The 16,891-nt window shown below is 61.9% G+C and carries 14 protein-coding genes; 8 read left to right on the top strand and 6 right to left on the bottom strand.

The genetic code is table 11. The features are described 5' to 3' along the window. Window positions 1–20 precede the first annotated feature (20 nt). From O3300_RS10330 to bamC, 5 genes are all read left to right on the top strand, one after another. Window positions 21–644, top strand: coding sequence for an L-threonylcarbamoyladenylate synthase (locus O3300_RS10330; protein WP_077407642.1), 624 nt, complete (start codon window positions 21–23; stop codon window positions 642–644). A 93-nt stretch (window positions 645–737) separates the two neighbouring features. Then, complete coding sequence (locus O3300_RS10325; RefSeq protein ID WP_289911080.1) at window positions 738–1,415, top strand: site-2 protease family protein; 678 nt, start codon at window positions 738–740, stop codon at window positions 1,413–1,415. Window positions 1,416–1,457: 42 nt separating this feature from the next. After that, complete coding sequence (locus O3300_RS10320) at window positions 1,458–2,030, top strand: bifunctional 2-polyprenyl-6-hydroxyphenol methylase/3-demethylubiquinol 3-O-methyltransferase UbiG (RefSeq protein WP_099666949.1); 573 nt, start codon at window positions 1,458–1,460, stop codon at window positions 2,028–2,030. Between the two features lie 84 nt (window positions 2,031–2,114). Continuing rightward, complete coding sequence (dapA, locus tag O3300_RS10315) at window positions 2,115–2,993, top strand: 4-hydroxy-tetrahydrodipicolinate synthase (RefSeq protein WP_305052862.1); 879 nt, start codon at window positions 2,115–2,117, stop codon at window positions 2,991–2,993. Window positions 2,994–3,073: 80 nt separating this feature from the next. Beyond that, a complete protein-coding gene (gene bamC / locus O3300_RS10310) occupies window positions 3,074–4,267 on the top strand; it encodes an outer membrane protein assembly factor BamC (RefSeq protein ID WP_305052861.1) in 1,194 nt (397 codons plus the stop codon). A 171-nt stretch (window positions 4,268–4,438) separates the two neighbouring features. Here bamC and O3300_RS10305 read toward each other — a convergent pair whose 3' ends face one another. Both O3300_RS10305 and O3300_RS10300 read right to left on the bottom strand, forming a co-directional pair. After that, window positions 4,439–4,693 (bottom strand): hypothetical protein, encoded by a 255-nt coding sequence (locus O3300_RS10305; protein ID WP_034783358.1) that lies wholly within the window; start codon window positions 4,691–4,693, stop codon window positions 4,439–4,441. 353 nt (window positions 4,694–5,046) lie between these two features. Further along, window positions 5,047–6,168: a cupin domain-containing protein gene (locus tag O3300_RS10300; RefSeq protein WP_251350385.1), complete on the bottom strand. Its 1,122-nt coding sequence runs from the start codon at window positions 6,166–6,168 to the stop codon at window positions 5,047–5,049. Window positions 6,169–6,261: 93 nt separating this feature from the next. Between O3300_RS10300 and O3300_RS10295 the strand changes: the two genes are divergently transcribed. Next, on the top strand, window positions 6,262–6,807 hold the full coding sequence (locus tag O3300_RS10295; protein ID WP_152250192.1) for a peptidylprolyl isomerase: 546 nt from the start codon (window positions 6,262–6,264) through the stop codon (window positions 6,805–6,807). Window positions 6,808–6,992: 185 nt separating this feature from the next. On the opposite strand, the gene O3300_RS10290 is transcribed toward O3300_RS10295, so the two are convergent. The 4 genes from O3300_RS10290 to O3300_RS10275 form a co-directional block, all read right to left on the bottom strand. Beyond that, window positions 6,993–8,030, bottom strand: a complete 1,038-nt coding sequence (locus O3300_RS10290; RefSeq protein WP_305052860.1) for a hypothetical protein — start codon at window positions 8,028–8,030, stop codon at window positions 6,993–6,995. Then, window positions 8,027–10,720, bottom strand: coding sequence for a DNA mismatch repair protein MutS (gene mutS / locus O3300_RS10285; protein WP_305052859.1), 2,694 nt, complete (start codon window positions 10,718–10,720; stop codon window positions 8,027–8,029). The genes O3300_RS10290 and mutS overlap by 4 nt, the downstream gene beginning before the upstream one ends. A gap of 246 nt (window positions 10,721–10,966) precedes the next feature. Further along, window positions 10,967–11,524, bottom strand: coding sequence for a hypothetical protein (locus tag O3300_RS10280; RefSeq protein ID WP_099666956.1), 558 nt, complete (start codon window positions 11,522–11,524; stop codon window positions 10,967–10,969). Continuing rightward, window positions 11,521–13,761 carry a serine/threonine-protein kinase gene (locus O3300_RS10275; protein WP_305052858.1) on the bottom strand — a complete coding sequence of 747 codons (2,241 nt, stop codon included), beginning with the start codon at window positions 13,759–13,761 and terminating at the stop codon, window positions 11,521–11,523. The genes O3300_RS10280 and O3300_RS10275 overlap by 4 nt, the downstream gene beginning before the upstream one ends. Window positions 13,762–14,057: 296 nt before the next feature. On the opposite strand from O3300_RS10275, the gene tssF reads away from it, so the two are divergent. After that, a complete protein-coding gene (tssF, locus tag O3300_RS10270) occupies window positions 14,058–15,890 on the top strand; it encodes a type VI secretion system baseplate subunit TssF (protein ID WP_305052857.1) in 1,833 nt (610 codons plus the stop codon). Continuing rightward, window positions 15,851–16,879: a type VI secretion system baseplate subunit TssG gene (tssG, locus tag O3300_RS10265; RefSeq protein WP_251350391.1), complete on the top strand. Its 1,029-nt coding sequence runs from the start codon at window positions 15,851–15,853 to the stop codon at window positions 16,877–16,879. The genes tssF and tssG overlap by 40 nt, the downstream gene beginning before the upstream one ends. Window positions 16,880–16,891: the final 12 nt, after the last annotated feature.

Here is a 16,891-nt window from a genome sequence, read left to right as displayed (position 1 = left end):
GTTCGCCAGAACGCTTACACATGAGTCAATTTTTTCATATTCACCCCGACAATCCGCAATTGCGCCTGATCAAGCAGGCGGCGCAGATCATCCAGTCCGGCGGCGTGGTGGCCTTGCCCACCGACTCCTGCTACGCGCTGGTGTGCCAGCTCGACGACAAGGGTGCCGTCGAGCGCCTGCGCCGCATCCGTGGTGTGGATGAAAAGCACCATTTAACCTTGCTGTGCCGCGACTTGAGCGAGCTGGGCGTGTATGCCCGCGTGGACAACCGCCAGTTCCGCCTGCTCAAGGCGGCCACGCCCGGCGCCTATACGTTCATCCTGGAAGCGACGAAGGAAGTGCCGCGCCGCCTCAGCCATCCTTCGCGCAAGACCATCGGCCTGCGCGTGCCGCAGCACCGCATCGTGCAATGCCTGCTGGAAGAGCTGGGCCAGCCGCTGCTGGGCGCGACATTGACCTTGCCGGGCGACGAAGACAGCCTGACGGATGCCGACACGATCCGCGAGCGGCTGGAAAAACTGGTCGACCTGATCGTCGACGGTGGCGTCTGCGCGCATGGTCCCAGTACCGTGATCGACCTGACGGGGCCGGAGCCGGAAGTGGTGCGCGTGGGACGGGGTGACCCGGCCGTGCTGGGTTTGTAGGCGGCATTGTGCGCCCGTGCTGGCGCCGGTCTTCACCTGTTCTTAATGACAACGTAAGAAAGGGGCTGGGACTGCTCTGGTAGAATCGCGGTCATGAGCGATTTCAATACGATAGTCCAGACCGTTGCGGTCTACCTGGTGCCGGTGCTGTTTGCCATTTCCCTGCATGAGGCGGCGCACGGCTACGCGGCCCGCTATTTCGGCGACCCCACGGCCTCGAACGAGGGCAGGCTGAGCCTCAATCCCATGCGGCATATCGACCCTTTCGGCACGATCTTGCTGCCCTTGATGCTGTATTTCACGATCCAGGTGCCGTTCGGCTATGCCAAGCCGGTGCCCGTCGATTTCAGCCGCCTGCGCAATCCGAAGAAGCAGATGGCCTGGGTGGCGTTTGCCGGGCCTGGCGCCAATTTCGTCATGGGCCTGGGCTGGATGATCGCCTTCGTCGTGCTCAGCGTCTTGCCGCCGACGGAAATGGGCATGTTTTTCCGCAAGATGGCGGGCGCCGGCGTCAGCGTGAATGCGGCCATGTTCGTCTTTAACCTGATTCCCGTGCCGCCCCTCGATGGCGGGCGCATCATGACGGGCTTGCTGCCGATGCAGCTGGCGCGCCCTTACGCCAGCATCGAGCGCTACAGCCTGTATGTCTTCGGCGCCCTGGTGTTGCTGATGTACACGGGCATCTTGAACCGCGCCTTGCTGGCGGCGATCGAATTTGTCATCGGCATTTTTGTCACCCTGGTCACGCCCCTGACGGCGATATTGACTTGATGCCCGCAACTGGATGTACGCACATAATTGATGGAAGTACCGATGCAAGTAACTGAACCAATATTAGAAACCGAAGCGATTTCCGGCTGGCTGCGCCGCTGGGCGCCCCTGATCCCGGGCGGTGAGGTGCTGGACCTGGCCTGCGGCGCAGGCCGCCACGCGCGCCACCTGGTAAGCCTGGGCCACCCCGTGATCGCGCTCGACCATGATCCGGAAATGCTGGAAAAGGCGGCTGGCACGGGCATCACCACCTCGCTGGTGGACCTGGAAGCGCCGGGCGCCGTGTGGCCTTTCGCTCCCGGCCGCTTTGCCGGCATCGTCGTCACCAATTATCTGCACCGGCCGCTGCTGGAAGCCATGGTGGCCAGCCTGGCGCCCGATGGCGTGCTGCTGTATGAAACGTTTGCCGAGGGCAATGAGCAGTTCGGTAAACCGTCGAATCCGAAATTCCTGCTGAAGGAAGGCGAAATGCTGACCTGGGCGGTGCAGCACGGCTTGCGTGTGGTAGCGTATGAGGATGGGCGCGTGGAACAGCCAAAAGCTGCTCTGGTGCAACGAATTTGCGCCGTCCGGCCGGATTTTCCACGGTTGGCAGCCCTGCTGCCGACGTTTTGAGCGGCCATACTATGTCAGAATGCACCACAGGCGCGGGCTATCCGCTACAATCGTTGTTTTATTTATCGGCGCTATAAACTTACTATGATCAAGGGCAGCATTGTAGCAATCGTCACCCCGATGCACGCAGACGGCAGTCTGGACTTTCCAGGTCTGCGCAAGCTGATCGACTGGCATATCGCCGAGGGTACGGACGGCATCGTCATCGTTGGCACGACGGGCGAATCGGCAACAGTCAGCGTGGAAGAACACTGCGAACTGATCCAGTTGACCGTCGAACATGCCAAGGGACGCATTCCTATCATCGCCGGCGCCGGAGGCAACTCCACGGCCGAGGCCATCAAACTGACGCGCTACGCGAAAGAAGCGGGCGCCGATGCTGTCTTGCAAGTGGTGCCGTACTACAACCGTCCTACCCAGGAAGGCATGTACCAGCACTTCAAGGCCATCGCCGAAGCCGTCGACATTCCCGTCATCCTGTACAACGTGCCTGGCCGTACGGTTGCCGACATGAGCAACGAGACCATCGTGCGCCTGTCCGCCATCCCGAATATCGTCGGCGTGAAAGATGCGACCGGCAATATCGGCCGCGGCGTCGACCTGCTGCGCCTGGTTCCAGCGGACTTCGCCGTGTACTCGGGCGACGATCCGACGGCCATGGCGCTGATGTTCTGCGGCGGCCACGGCAACATTTCCGTGACGGCCAACGTTGCGCCGCGCGCCATGCACGAACTGTGCGTGGCAGCCATGGCGGGCGAGCGCGCCACGGCGATTGCCATCAATAACAAAGTGTTCCCTTTGCACCAGAAATTGTTTGTCGAGCCCAACCCGGTGCCCGTCAAATGGGCGCTGGCCGAAATGGGTCTGATGCCAGCCGGCATACGCTTGCCACTGGTGCCGCTGGCTGAAAATTGCCATGCCACCGTGCGCGATGCCTTGCGCGACGCTGGCATCCTGTCTTAAGCCGAACTTCAAGCCCGGGCTTGACCAGCCCGGACCTTTCCTGATTCCAGCTGCTACTTAGCTTCTTATCCAGTTACGACATGACTAATTGCAAGAAAACCAAACCGGCGCCTGCCACCATCGCCGTCCGCGGCATCGTCATCGGCGCCGTCGCAGCCAGCCTCGCGGGCTGCGGCATGATCAGTTCGGTAGTCGGCGGCGACAAGGTCGACTACAAGTCGGTCAAGAAAGCCAGCACCCTGGACGTGCCGCCTGACCTGACGCAATTGCAGCAGGACAACCGTTATTCCTTGCCGGATTCGAAAAACGGCGTGGCCACGGCTTCCGGCTACAACGCCCAGCGCAATGCCACGGCCGGCACGCCCGTCATCGTGGGCGCCGACGGCGTGGTGGGTGTCGTGCCCGTCACGGCCGGTGGCGTGAAGGTCGAGCGCGCGGGCAACCAGCGCTGGCTGGTCGTCAAGCAGTCGCCTGAAGTGCTGTGGCCGCAACTCAAGCAATTCTGGGAAGATTCGGGCTTTACCGTCGCCATCGACCAGCCTACGGCTGGCATCATGGAAACCGAGTGGAACGAAAACCGCGCCAAGCTGCCGCAAGACTTTATCCGCAACACCATCGGCAAGGCTTTCGATTCGATGTACTCGACTGGTGAAAAAGACAAGTTCCGCACCCGCGTGGAGCGTCTGGCCGATGGTTCGACCGAGATCTACATCAGCCACCGCGGCGTGGAAGAGGTCGTCACGGGCCGCGACAAGGAAACCACCACCTGGACCGCGCGTCCGAACGATCCGGGCCTGGAGGCGCAATTCCTGGCCAAGCTGATGACGCGCCTGGGCGCGGCTAGCGATGAAGCACAAGCGAAGACAGCCATTGATGGCGCCATCGTGCAGCCGCTGCACGCCAAGCTGGTGGGCGACGCCGCCACGCCGGCGCGCGCCATCGAAGTCGATGAAGGTTTCGACCGCGCCTGGCGCCGTGTCGGCCTGGCGCTGGACCGCGTCGGCTTCACCGTGGAAGACCGCGACCGCACGCAAGGCACGTATTTCGTGCGTTACGTCGATCCGGACGCGGTCAAGAAGGATGGTTTCTTCTCGAAACTGTTCAGCTGGGGTTCGTCGTCCGACAAGGACAAGGAAGCGCAGCGCTACCGCGTCCTGGTCAAGGCCGGCAATGGCTCGACCAGCCTGGTCAGCATTCTCAGCAACGAAGGCCAGCCCGATGTCTCGCCAGTGGCCGAGAAGATCCTGGGCTTGCTGAACGAGCAGCTGAAGTAAGCGGTGCATTCGCGGCGGGTATCACAACCTGCCGCGCAATAAAAAAGGCTGATCCGGGAAACCGGCGCAGCCTTTTTTATTGCCTGCGTCCAGCCTTATATCCTGCGGATAAAACGCCGGACGCAAAAAAGCCGACCCGAAGGTCGGCTTTCTTTAGTGCAGGGTGCTAAATTACTTAGCAGCCGATGCAGCAGCCGAAGCAGCCGAAGCAGCGTCGGTAGCGGCCGAAGCGGCAGCCGAAGCAGCAGCAGCAGCGTCGGTAGCGGCCGAAGCAGCAGCGTCAGCAGCAGCAGCTGGAGCAGCTTCAACTGCTGGTGCTGGTGCTGGGGTTTCAACTACTGGTGCTGGTGCAGGAGCTTCTTCTTTTTTGCTGCAAGCAGCCAGAGCAACAACCATCAGGGAGGCGATCAGCAGGGATTTTTTCATTTGTTTTCCTTAATTATTTCAAAAAATAAATCAATATTGTTGCGATGAATAATTACCGGTAATTATCGCTCGTTAGGTCGTCTTCGAAGGCTTTTCGTACCAGGTGGTGCCTGCCAGACAACGGAAACTTCCTAACCGAATATTATAGCGATTTTTGGTGCGTCGCAATAGGAGCAAGAGGCAAATTCGCAACTATTTTGTGATATCGCAATATTTGCCGAAGCAAATTGCAAGCAAGTGTAAGCGATTTGCGAAAGCGCGACAAAACGATATAAAAATAATATGTTTTATTGCGCTAACGCAGATGCTGTTATTTTACCTACTGTAATACCACTTTGCTACGCCGCCCCCATTCAAGCCAGTTCGAGCCAGCCATCCTGATACCACGTATATAACGCATCCATCACGTCATCGGAAGCCTGGGCCACGGCGGCGCCATCGAGGGCGCGTTCGTTGGCCAGGGTTTCCAGGGCCGCTTTATCGGCCTTGCCAATGGCAAACGATTCGCCATTGATGAAGACATTCTTGCCACGATACAGCATCAGGGTCTTGCGCGACAACACGACACCCTTTTTCTGTGCGGCGTCCGCGAAGCGGCCTACCGTCAGCGGCTTGGACAGCGGCGTGAAAAATACATTGTGCTTCGGTTCCGACAGGTGTTCGCCCAGGAAAATGGTCACGTCTTCTTCCGTGAAGCGCACCTTGTTCATTTCTTCCGCGATGGTGCTGAGCATTTCACGGGGGATTTCCGCCGGTTTGCCCGACGCTTTCAAGTCCGGATCGCTGTAAATGCCCGGCAAGTCGATCGAGTCGGCCATGAATTGCAGGAACGCTTCGCCCAGCTCCTGGAACGTGGGCGAGCGGAAGCCGATCGAATACGTCTGGCAATCGCCGATGGCCACGCCGTCGTGCGCGTAGTGGGGCGGCAGATACAGCATGTCGCCCGGTTCCAGCGTGAATTCTTCATCGGGCGTGAAATTGCTGAGGATCTTCAGCGGCAAGCCGTCGATCAGGCTCAGGTCTTTCTGCGCGCCGATGCGCCAGTGGCGCTTGCCCTGGCCTTGCAGCAGGAATACGTCATAGGAATCGAAATGCGGGCCCACGCCGCCGCCATCGGTGGCGAAGCTGACCATCAGGTCGTCCAGGCGCGCGTCCGGCAGGAAGCGGAACTGGCGCAGCAGGGCGTCGGCCTTGGCGCTGTGCAGGTTGGCGCCCTGCACCAGCAGGGTCCATTCCTTCTGTTTCAGCGAAGGCAGGCTGGTCAAAGGGCCTTGCTGCATGTTCCAGTGGCCGTCCGCATGGCTGACCAGGCGCGATTCGACGTGATCGAGGGTAGCCAGCTCGGCCAGGGCCTTGAAATCGAACAGCGCCTTGAAGCCAGGCACGGCTTGACGGATCAACAAGGGTTTTTTATGCCAGTAGTCGCGCAGGAATTGCGCCGGCGTGATATCGCCGAGGAGAGTTAATGTTTTCATGCGCCCATTATAACAACCGGAAATGCAGGAATGCGCCTGCCGTTGGCGGCGTGAAGGTATAATTTGCCAGCTTATACAATGAAAGGAAGCATAATGAAGATTGCCAAAAATACGGTCGTGACTGTCAACTACAAACTGTCAGACGCGCAAGACAATCTGATCGAAGACGGCCGTCAGCCGATGGTCTACCTGCACGGTGATTATGAAAACACCCTGCCGAAGATCGAAGAAGAGCTCGACGGCAAGGAAGTTGGCTATTCCAACACGATCCAGATCGAACCGGATGATGCTTTCGGTGAATACGATCCAGCCCTGGTGAAGGTCGAGCCGCGCAATCGCCTGCCTGAGCCGCTGGAAGTGGGCATGCAGTTCGAAGGCATGCCGGAAAGCGATTCGCCGGACGAAGAAGCGATGATCTTCACGGTCACCGATATCGCCGACGACAAGGTCGTTCTGGACGGCAACCATCCACTGGCCGGCATCGCGCTGCGCTTCTCGCTGACCGTCGCCGACGTGCGCGAAGCCACCGAAGAAGAAATCGCCCATGGCCACGTGCATGGCGCACACGGCCATGACCATGGCGATGAAGATGATGAAGGCGAAGACGGCGATCACTTCCGTACCCACCCTATTCACTAACACCTGAGCAAACCTGCTGCGCGGCGCGCTTTGCGGCCGGCGATGTTCACCGTACTAGAGTACGGTTGCGCTTCTCGGCCACGCCGCGCCGCTGCTCGCGACGGTTTTCTCAGGCGTCGTGACGTTTGTTGGTCGTGACGCCTGTTGTTGGATAGATAAAGGCTGGCTGCGTGCCGGCCTTTATTTTATCGGCGCAGCGTCGACGCCTTGGCGCGCGCCTGCGCCGATGGGCGGGTAGCGCGTTGACGTACCTCAAAGAATGGCGTCTTGCCGGGCCGGACGGCGATGGCGGACCAGTCGTTGTCGATGCTGACGTGGCCCAGGTTGCCTTTCCAGCTGATTTTCGGCCCGCCAGCCCTGGCTGCTGCCTTTTTACTTTTTCCCTCCTTGCCATCCGCGTCGCCATCGCGCTGCGTATCGACCAATAACACCTTGCCGCTGAACTTCTTGGCCAAAGTGCGGATCTGCTTGCGCGGTCCGGCAAAGCCATCCTGTTTCGAACTGAAGCTGGGCAGCAGCGAATTGTCGTCTTCATCGAGCACGCCCACGTCGCCATCGGAAAACAGCACGATGCCGTCAAGCTGCTTGCGCTGCGCCATGGCGAACAATCGCTGCAGCCAGGAACGGTTGGCGACCAGGCGGTCTTCGAATTCGCTGTTGCGTCCCGCTTCCGGCAAGAAATGGTTGTTATTCGCCGGCAGATTCACGGTGGCAAACAATACGCCGCCGTATTCCCAGTGGGCATTTTCCGCATAGCTGCGGAATTTCGCCGTCGATGACAGCCGCGACAGGGTCAGCTTGTGCTGGCCCAGGCTCTGGTCATCGGCGAAATACACGTCGCGCAAGCGGTTCAGGCGTTCGATGGCGTTGACCCTGCCGCGCGAATTGCGGCAGTTGGCCCAGTCGCTGGCCGACAGCGAGACGATCAGCGGCGGGCCGCTGGCGTCGAGCAAGTCCTTGCGCTGGCCATACAGCTTGTCGCTGCACGATTCGCTGGCGGCCTTGATGCCGGTGGCCACGACGAACGACGCATTGAAGGCGCTCGTGTCGGCGATGGCTTTTTTCAGGGGGCCGTCGTCCGGCCCTGCGTTGAAGGAATGGCCCAGCACGGCAAACTCGAAGCCGGCCTGGTCGACGGGGGCCGCCACCGCCGCTTGCCATGGCAGGCTGGCAGCGAGCAAGCCGGCGGCCAGCAGGCGTATCGAGCTGCGCCGGAAGGTCATGCGGCGGCCAGCCGTTTCAACTGGTACAGCTGCTCCAGCGCGTCGCGCGGGGTGAGCGCATCGGGATCGAGGTCGGTGATGGCGTCGAGCAAGGCTTGCTGCGCCGCGTTCAGCGCGGCCAGCGGTGCCGCCGCTTCCTCTTCTTCCTCTTGCGCATACGGATCGGCGGAGGGCAGGGCGAACAGGTCGCGTTGCGGCGTGGCGTCGAGCGCCTGCGCTTCCAGGCGCGCCAGGTGTTTGCGCGCCGCCTTGATCACGGGCTGCGGCACGCCGGCCAGTTGCGCCACCTGCAAGCCATAGCTTTGCGAGGCGGGACCGGCTTGCACGGCATGCAGGAAGACGATGCTGTCCTTGTGCTCGACGGCGGACAAATGCACGTTGGCGGCGCTCGGATGACTGTCCGGCAATTGCGTCAGCTCAAAGTAATGTGTGGCAAACAGGGTGAAACTACGGCTGGTGTCGATCAAATGGCGCGCGATGGCCCACGCCAGGGCCAGGCCGTCGAAGGTCGAGGTGCCGCGGCCCACTTCATCCATCAGCACCAAGGAATGCTCGGTGGCGCCGTTCAGGATGGCGGCCGATTCCGTCATTTCCACCATGAAGGTCGAGCGTCCGCCCGCCAGGTCGTCGGTGGCGCCGATGCGCGTGAAGATGCGGTCGATGGGGCCGATGGTGGCGGACGCGGCCGGCACGTAGCTGCCCACGTAGGCCAGCAGGGTGATGAGTGCCACCTGGCGCATGAAGGTCGATTTACCGCCCATGTTCGGGCCGGTGATCAAGAGCAGCCGGCGCTCGTTGACGAAGCGGCAATCGTTGGCGATGAAGCGTTCGATCTGCTTTTCCACCACGGGGTGGCGGCCTTCGACGATGTTGATGCACGGCTCGTCGACCAGTTGCGGCGCGGCCCAGTTGTGCTGTTGCGCATGTTCCGTCAGCGCATTCAGGGTATCGAGCTGGGCCAGGCCTTGCGCAATCGTCTGCAGGGTGCCGATGTGCGGCGCCAGTTCGGCCAGCAGCAGGTCATACAGCATCTTTTCGCGCACCAGCGCCTTGTCTTGCGCCGACAGGGCCTTGTCTTCGAACACTTTCAGTTCGGGCGTGATGTAGCGCTCGGCGTTTTTCAGGGTCTGGCGGCGGCGGTAGTCGTCCGGCACCTTGTCTGTCTGGCCGTGCGTGACTTCGATGTAGAAGCCATGCACCTTGTTGTATTCGACGCGCAGGTTGGCGATGCCCGTGCGTGCGCGTTCGCGCGTTTCCAGGTCGAGCAGGAACTGGCCCGCGTTTTCCGACAGCGCGCGCAATTCATCGAGTTCCGCGTCGAAACCGGTGGCAAAGACGCCGCCGTCGCGCACCATGGCGGCTGGTTCCTGCGCCACGGCGCGCACCAGCAAGTCCAGGCAGGCCGTCGGCGTGGCCAGCGCTCCGTGGATGGCGGCCAGCAAGCCGCTTTCGCCGCCCTGGCCGGGACCATAACAACGGACCACGTCGCCGCGCAGGGCGGGCAGTTGCAGCAAGCCGTCGCGCAGGGCGGCCAGGTCGCGCGGACGGGCCGACAGCAGGGCGATGCGCGTGGTGATGCGTTCGATGTCGGGCACTTGCGCCAGGGTGGCGGCGAGCGGACCGGCCGCTTCGCTTTGCGCCAGCGCGGCGATCGCTTCATGGCGCGCGCGGGCCACGTTCTGGTCGCGCCGCGCATGGTGCAGCCAGTGGCGCAGCATGCGCGAACCCATGGCCGTGCGGCAATGATCCAGCAGGGAAAACAGCGTCGGCGATTCCTGGCCGCGGATGGTTTCCGTCAATTCCAGGTTGCGCCGCGTGGCCGCATCCAGGCCGATGAATTCGCTTTCCGTTTCCGTGATCAAAGAGCGCACGTGCTGCAAGCCGCGGCCCTGCGTCGATTGCGCATAGCGCAGCAGCGCGCCGGCCGCGCCGAACGCGGCGCCGAGGCCATCGGCGCCAAAACCCGTCAGGGTCGCCACGCCCAATTGGTCGAGCAGGGCCTTGTGGCCGCCCACCACGTCGAAATGCCAGTCCGGCACGCGGTTGATGTGCGTGCCCGCGTAATCGTCGAACAGGTTGCCGTTGTCGCCGCTCAAGATTTCGGCCGGCACGATGCGTTCCAGTTCCTGCTGCAGGCGCACGGCCACGGTGGCGCTGTCGCCGGAAAACTCCATCAGCTTCAAGGCACCGCTGGCCAGCGACAGCCAGGCCAGGCCCGTGGTGACCGTCTTGCGCTGCGTGATGCTGCACATGGCCAGCAGCGGGCGCTCGGCCTTTTCAGGCAGCAAGTCCGCATCCGTCAGGGTGCCGGGCGTGACGACGCGCATGACCTTGCGCTCGACGGGGCCCTTGCTGGTGGCCGGGTCGCCGATCTGTTCGCAGATGGCCACCGACTCGCCCAGCTTGACCAGCTTGGCCAGATAGCCGTCGAGCGAATGAAACGGCACGCCGCACATCTTGATGGGGTTGCCGCTGGCCACGCCGCGCGCCGTCAGGGTAATGCCCAGCAGGCGCGAGGCTTTTTCCGCATCCTCGAAAAACAGCTCGTAGAAATCGCCCATGCGGTAGAAGACCAGCATCGTCGGGTGGTTTTCCTTGATGCCTAAATATTGCTGCATCATGGGAGTAAGCTTTTCAGCGGAATTCTTCTTTGCCGCGGCGGCGTTGATTTCTTTGGGGACGGTGGTCATGTGTTCTTTGTCGTTGGTCCGGCGGCAGGAAATGCATGCCTGCCGGGCTGTGGGTGGTGCTGTGTGCATTCAAGGCCGCGCCAGGGGGCGGAGCTTGGGTTCAAGGCCGTCATTTTACCGCTTTCGGCGGGCGGGGCGGCGTATTGCGTGCGGATGTGAAAAAGCCGCGCCGGTGGAGGTGGCGCGGCTTGGATATCCGGTGGCACTTGCTATTGGTCGATAAGTGTCTGTCGGTGGCTGTACGGTTTACGTATCGGTGTGGCCGCCTATCGACGCTTCCGGATCAAAACTGAAGACGCGCAGTTCCGGCAAGTCTTGCTCGCCGCGAATGATGCGTACAGTCAGCACAAACGAGAGTTCCCAGCGGCCCTTGCTCTGACCTACGTCAAGGTTGTGTTTCCATTCCTGGCGGATGCGGCGCAGATCGGGCAAGGCTGGATCAGGCGGCAATACATGGGATTCGAAATCCAGGGGCAGCTGATAGGTGGCGCCGGCGGCTTGCAGGAAGGGCGAAGGCAGCGAATAGCGGGTGGGTACGTCGGGGCCGATCTGGGTCAACTGGGGTATGCTGATCAGGCTGCAATCGACGATCTGGAAGGAGGTGAAACCACTGTCTTTGCTGCCACAGCAATTGACTTCCAGGTAGACGTGTTGGCCCTGCTGGAAGTGTACGCCACCCATGTAGGGGCCGTGGCGCGGGTCGGCGCTGCCGTCGCAGGACGTAAACGCATAGTCGAGTTGGTTGGTGATCTGGTCTGCATCAAAGTGGACCGATAACTTCATCCAGGGTTTTTCGTACGTCATGTTTTCTGGTTTCTTTCCATATTAATAAGTAATTTCTGATAGCGAGCATCTCGCCTTAGTGTCAACAGATCGGGAGCAGATTCGATCAGGTTGAGAGGGTAGCCGCGTTCTATGGCCTGCTGCAGCGCCGCCATCGCTTCATTGCGCTTGCCTATCAGTTCATAGGTCAGTGCGGCCCTGAAATGGATGTCTGGCAATGTGGGAGCAAGCTGGACAGCTTGTGTTACGTGCTTCAGCGCATCGTCTTGCGAGCCCGCATAGGCTGAATATAGTGCTAGCCGCGAATTGATTTTTGGGTCGTCTGGCGAGTGGCGTAACATCACTTGAATCAGCGTAATTGCGCGCCGGTAAGAATCGCGTGACAACTCAATCTGTCCGGGCACCCACCGCTGGGCATCCGCCAAGTTCGCCCATAGCAGGTAGTTACCGGGACTGCCTTTAGTTTCTGAGACGGCATTTTTAAATGCCTGCACTGCTCCCAGATAGTCGCCTCGATTAAACAGGGCATTGCCAAGGTTGGTATACAGTTCCCAGTCGGGATGCACCTGCAATCCTTGTTGCAGAACTTGCAGGGCTTCGTCATTGCGATTCAGACGGTCAAGTGTACCGCTGAGTTGGGCATAGGAATTGGCCACATGCGGGTCCATCTGTATGGCTGTCCGAAAGAGCTTTTCAGCCTCCGTGTAATTACCAAGGTTATAGTGCAGCTTGCCCAGGATGGAAATGAAAGGGCGATCACGGGGATACAGTGTGATGGCCTTGCCAAGCACTTCCTGAGCCAGATCAAATTTTTGTGCATGGATGAGTAGGCGCGCCTTACCATACATGCCCAGCAGATTGTTTGGTTCAAGGTTTAAGGCTGCCGTGATTTCCTGCATCGCTTGCGGGCGTTTGCCTTGATATTCCAGAACCCAGGCCTGTGCCACATGGGCAAGCGCCAGCTGATCGTCGGCTACCAATGCCTGTTTTGCCGCGATGTCCGCGCGTTGCAGCCAGGTTTCATCGCGGCCACCACCAATATAGCGCAACGTGAAAGCCAGTGACAGGCCGGCATTTGCAGCAGCATGCTCTGGATTGTGTTTAAGGATGGCACTGAAATGCTCAATGGCCAGTGTCTTACTGCTATCTTGATCGAGCATGCGCAACGCTTCCATCCCCGCCGCCATGCTGGCCATTTCCGAATACGGCGCGGGCGCTTTTTCGCCCGTGACGAACGATTTGACGGCAGGAAGGATATTGGGCAGCTGCCATCCCGCCAGTACGGCCAGCAGCGCCACGCCCGCGCCCCATTTAAGCGTGCGCTTGCGGGGCAGGGGCAGGCGGATGGAGACGCTGGCGGGTGGTTCTTCCTTCGCGGGTATCTCGTCGGCAAGGGGCGTGGCCAGGGTGGGCGGCTCCCCGCGCTGCGCCCCGATCGCCTCGCGCACGTCGCGCATGGTGCGCGGCCGTTCGGCCGGGTCGTGCGCCGTCATCGCGCGCACGAGGGCGTTGATGGCGGGCGGGACGGAGTCGGGCAGGTCGGGCCATGGTTCCGTCGCCTGCATGTGAGCGGCGGCCAGGGCCAGGCCGTTCAGGTGGGCGAAGTGGCGCTGGCCGGCCAGCATTTCGTACAGCATGGCGCCCAGCGCGTAGACGTCGCCGCGCGTGTCGGGCAGGCGGCCCATCAGGCGTTCGGGCGCCATGTAGGCGATGGTGCCCTGCAAGTCGCACAGGGTGGTCGTTTGCGTGGCTTGCGGGTCGATGTGGCGCGCCAGGCCGAAGTCGAGGATGCGCACCTTGCCGTCCGCTTCCAGCATCAGGTTCGACGGTTTCAGGTCGCCGTGGACGAGGTCCATGGCGTGCGCCTCGTCCATGGCATCGGCGATCTGGTAGGCGATGTCGAGCGCCCCCTGCAAGTCGGCCTTGCCGCTGTGCATGAACTGGCCCAGGGTCTGGCCTTCGACCAGTTCCATGACGATGGACTGGCTCGTGCCCTGGCCCTCGATGGCGAAGATGCGCACGAAGGCGGCATGCCTGAGCGAAGCGGCCAGGCGCGCTTCATTGATGAGTTTTTCCGGATGCAGCACGTCGGCTTGCGGTTTCAGGCGCTTCAGCGCCACGCTACGGCACAGCTTGGCATCCCAGGCTTCGAATACATGGCCGAAACCGCCTTCGCCCAGCAAGCGGCGCACTTCATAGTGCCCGCTGATCGTGTCGTCTTGCGGCGGGGTCTGACGCAGGGAGTCGAGCAGTTCCATATACCTTGGCTTCAGAGTGCATCAACGTGGGCATCCAGCATCGAGAGGGTCAATGCGATGTTGGAATGCTCAAGATGATTGATTTTGAGTAACTTCCTGATTTAAAACGATTGTTTCGAATAAGTCAATTAATATTGACAAGGAGTGAACAAAAGCTGCTTTACCTGCGCCAGGAAGGCACTCCTTGCTGACGCATGCGCGCAATCTTGTTCAAACTCAATTTTCTTCCCTCCCGCTTCATCAATAATGCAGACGGGGCTATACCGGCATGTGCCGATCAGGCGATGGGGGCGGGCATGGACGAGTTGCTGCAATACTACGAGCGCGAACTGGGCACCTTGCATGCGCACAATCAGGCGTTTGCCCGACGCTATCCGGCCATCGCCGGCGCGCTGGGCATCTTGGGCGGCGACGTGGGCGACCCGCACCTGGCGCGCATGCTGCAGGCGTTTGCCATGTTCAACGCGCGCACGGCCAAGCGCCTGGCCGACGGCTTCGGCGCCTTCAGCGAAACCTTGCTGGAAGTGAACTTCCCCCATTATTTGCGCCCGTTTCCCGCCTGCGCCATTGCGCGCATCGATAACGATGCGGCGACGGTGACGGAGCTGGCCACCATTGCGCGCGGCACGGTCATGCATGCTGCCGAGCATCAGGGCGTCACCTGCAAGTTCACCACCACCTACGATGTCGCCGTGGCGCCGCTGCGCCTGTCCGACGTGCGCTTCCAATCCATCGTGGCGGCGCCGCCCGCGGTGCGCCTGACGCCGGATATCGGGGCGGCGATCAGCATCACGCTCGAAGCGACGGGCGCCACGTCCACGCTGGACGGGCTGGCGCTGCCGATGCTGCGCCTGTTCCTCGACGGCGAACCTGCGTTCTGCGCCACCCTGCGCGACAGCCTGTTCCTGCGCGCCCGCCGCGCCTATGTGGAAGTCGATGGCGCGTGGCAGCCGCTGGACGCGGTGCCTGTGCATCCGGTCGGCTTTGCCGCCGAGGACGCATTGATACCGGCCAGGGCCGCCTCGCATCCCGCTTACCTTCTGCTGGGCGAATGGTTTGCCTTTCCCGATAAATTCAATTTCGTCGACCTCGACCTGGCCGCGCTGCGCCCATTGTTGCCGCCGGCCTGCCGGCGTTGCACCGTGCACTTGCTGCTGGCCGACGTGCAGGCTGACGCGGATATCGCGCGCATCTTGCGGCCCCTGTCCGCAAGGCATCTGGTGCCGGGGTGCACGCCCGTCGTCAACCTGTTCCGCCAGGCCGCCAATCCCATCCGCCTGACGCACGCGAGCGCCGATTATGTGCTGCTGCCCTCGGTCAGGCAGGCGCATTGCTACGACATCCACAGCGTCGACAGTGTGCAGGTTCTCGGTGAAACGGAGCAAGGCGCCGCGCTGGACACGTTTCACCCGTTTTATTCGATGCGCCATGGCGAGGCGGGCGGGCGCCAGGGGCGTTATTGGGTGACGCGGCGCGACGAGGACATGGCGTTGAGCCATCCCGGCTACGACATGCGCATCTCCTTTGTCGACGGCGCCATGCAGCCGCTGCACGACACGACGCAAACGGTGTCCATCATGCTCACCTGCAGCAACCGCGACTTGCCCAGCCGCCTGGTGTTCGGCCATGCCGCGGGCGACTTGCACCATGACGGCGCGGCCAGCGCCTTGCCGGTGCGTCTGCTGCGCAAGCCCGGCGCGCCCTGTCGCTTCCCTGCGGGTGCGGCGTCGCACTGGCGGCTGATCGCGCAATTGTCCCTGAATCATCAGTCGCTGAGCGAGCAGGGCTTGCCGCTCTTCAAGCAGATACTCGAGTTGTACAACTTGCCCGGTTCGGCCAGCGCCGCGCGCCAGATCGCGGGCATGACCGGACTGCGCCAGCGCGCCGCCAGCACCTGGCTGCACGACGAGGCGGGTGGCAGCCTGGTCTTCGGCATCGACGTCCTGCTGTCCGTCGACGAGGAAGCCTTTGTCGGCAGCGGCTTGCATGCGTTTGCCCAGGTCATCGAACGCTTTCTCGGGCTGTACGTGCACCTGGGTTCGTTTACCCGCCTGATCGTCTTGTCGCAGAAGAATGGAAAGGAGTTGCTGTGCTGCCTGCCACGCAATGGAAACCAGACGCTGGCGTAGTCGCGCGCCTGCTGGCCGATCCGTCCGGCACCGGTTTCTTTCAGGCCGTGCGTTTGTTGTGTGCCTGGATGATGCAGCAAGGCATTTCACAGGAGCAAGTGTTTCGCGATTGCCTGCGCCTGCATGGCAGTGCCTCGCTGTCGTTTGCTCCAGGGGAAATCGAACAACTGTGGCTGGAGCCGCAGGCGGACGGCGAGACGCAGGTGCATGTGCAGGCGGCCATGCTGGGTTTTTTGGGCGTGCATGGCAGCTTGCCGCTGCATTACACGGAAACGCTGGTCCGCCATGAGCGGCAGACGGGCGATGGTGCTCCCCGCGACTGGCTCGATGCGCTGTCGCACCGGGCGCTGACCCTGTTTTACCAGGCCTGGGCCCGATATCGCATCGAATGCCAGCAGGACGCCGACGGCGGCGAATTCCTTCCCCTGCAACTGGCGTTGGCGGGCGCCTGGCCTGCCGAGGTGGCCAGGCAGGAAGATGGCTTGCCTGCGCACGTGCTGGCCCATTACGCGGCCTTGCTGCGCCACCGGCCCGTGTCGGCCGACGCGATGCAGGCGGTGCTGGCCGAGTATTTCGGCGTGCCCGTGCGCTTGCAGCGTTTTGTCGGCGCCTGGTTCCGGCGCGCAGCGCAGGAGCGCACCTTGCTGGCCGCCGCCCATGCCCGGCTGGGGCAGGGGGCCATGCTGGGCGAACGCTGCCGGCGCGCCGACTTGCGCGTGCGCCTGGTGCTGGGGCCGCTAAGCCGCCGCGCCTACGAGGATTTCTTGCCCGGCCGGCCAGGCGCGCTGGCCCTGCGCCAGATGCTGGCGCTGTTCGGCTTGCCTGGCGTGAGCTTCGAGATCCGCCTGGTCTTGCGGCGCGAAGACGTGCGTGGCTGCGTCCTGGGCAGGGGCGCCTGCCTGGCGGAGGATGCCTTTCTGGCCGGCAAGTTGTCGGCCCGTGACCGTGATGACATGCATTACGACCTGCGATTTGATGGCTCCGCCTGAGACCGCCGTGAA

Source organism: Janthinobacterium sp. SUN206, assembly GCF_030587305.1.
Taxonomy (GTDB): Bacteria; Pseudomonadota; Gammaproteobacteria; order Burkholderiales; family Burkholderiaceae_D; genus Janthinobacterium; species Janthinobacterium kumbetense.
The sequence above is the reverse complement of the archived record's forward strand: the minus strand, read 5'-3'. Positions and strand labels throughout refer to the sequence as shown.

Excerpts from the sequence above, each read along its gene's own strand:
- O3300_RS10330 (WP_077407642.1), top strand. The coding sequence starts at position 21 with ATGAGTCAATTTTTTCATATTCACCCCGACAATCCGCAATTGCGCCTG.
- O3300_RS10325 (WP_289911080.1), top strand. The coding sequence starts at position 738 with ATGAGCGATTTCAATACGATAGTCCAGACCGTTGCGGTCTACCTGGTG.
- O3300_RS10320 (WP_099666949.1), top strand. The coding sequence starts at position 1,458 with ATGCAAGTAACTGAACCAATATTAGAAACCGAAGCGATTTCCGGCTGG.
- dapA (WP_305052862.1), top strand. The coding sequence starts at position 2,115 with ATGATCAAGGGCAGCATTGTAGCAATCGTCACCCCGATGCACGCAGAC.
- bamC (WP_305052861.1), top strand. The coding sequence starts at position 3,074 with ATGACTAATTGCAAGAAAACCAAACCGGCGCCTGCCACCATCGCCGTC.
- O3300_RS10305 (WP_034783358.1), bottom strand. The coding sequence starts at position 4,693 with ATGAAAAAATCCCTGCTGATCGCCTCCCTGATGGTTGTTGCTCTGGCT.
- O3300_RS10300 (WP_251350385.1), bottom strand. The coding sequence starts at position 6,168 with ATGAAAACATTAACTCTCCTCGGCGATATCACGCCGGCGCAATTCCTG.
- O3300_RS10295 (WP_152250192.1), top strand. The coding sequence starts at position 6,262 with ATGAAGATTGCCAAAAATACGGTCGTGACTGTCAACTACAAACTGTCA.
- O3300_RS10290 (WP_305052860.1), bottom strand. The coding sequence starts at position 8,030 with ATGACCTTCCGGCGCAGCTCGATACGCCTGCTGGCCGCCGGCTTGCTC.
- mutS (WP_305052859.1), bottom strand. The coding sequence starts at position 10,720 with ATGACCACCGTCCCCAAAGAAATCAACGCCGCCGCGGCAAAGAAGAAT.
- O3300_RS10280 (WP_099666956.1), bottom strand. The coding sequence starts at position 11,524 with ATGACGTACGAAAAACCCTGGATGAAGTTATCGGTCCACTTTGATGCA.
- O3300_RS10275 (WP_305052858.1), bottom strand. The coding sequence starts at position 13,761 with ATGGAACTGCTCGACTCCCTGCGTCAGACCCCGCCGCAAGACGACACG.
- tssF (WP_305052857.1), top strand. The coding sequence starts at position 14,058 with ATGGACGAGTTGCTGCAATACTACGAGCGCGAACTGGGCACCTTGCAT.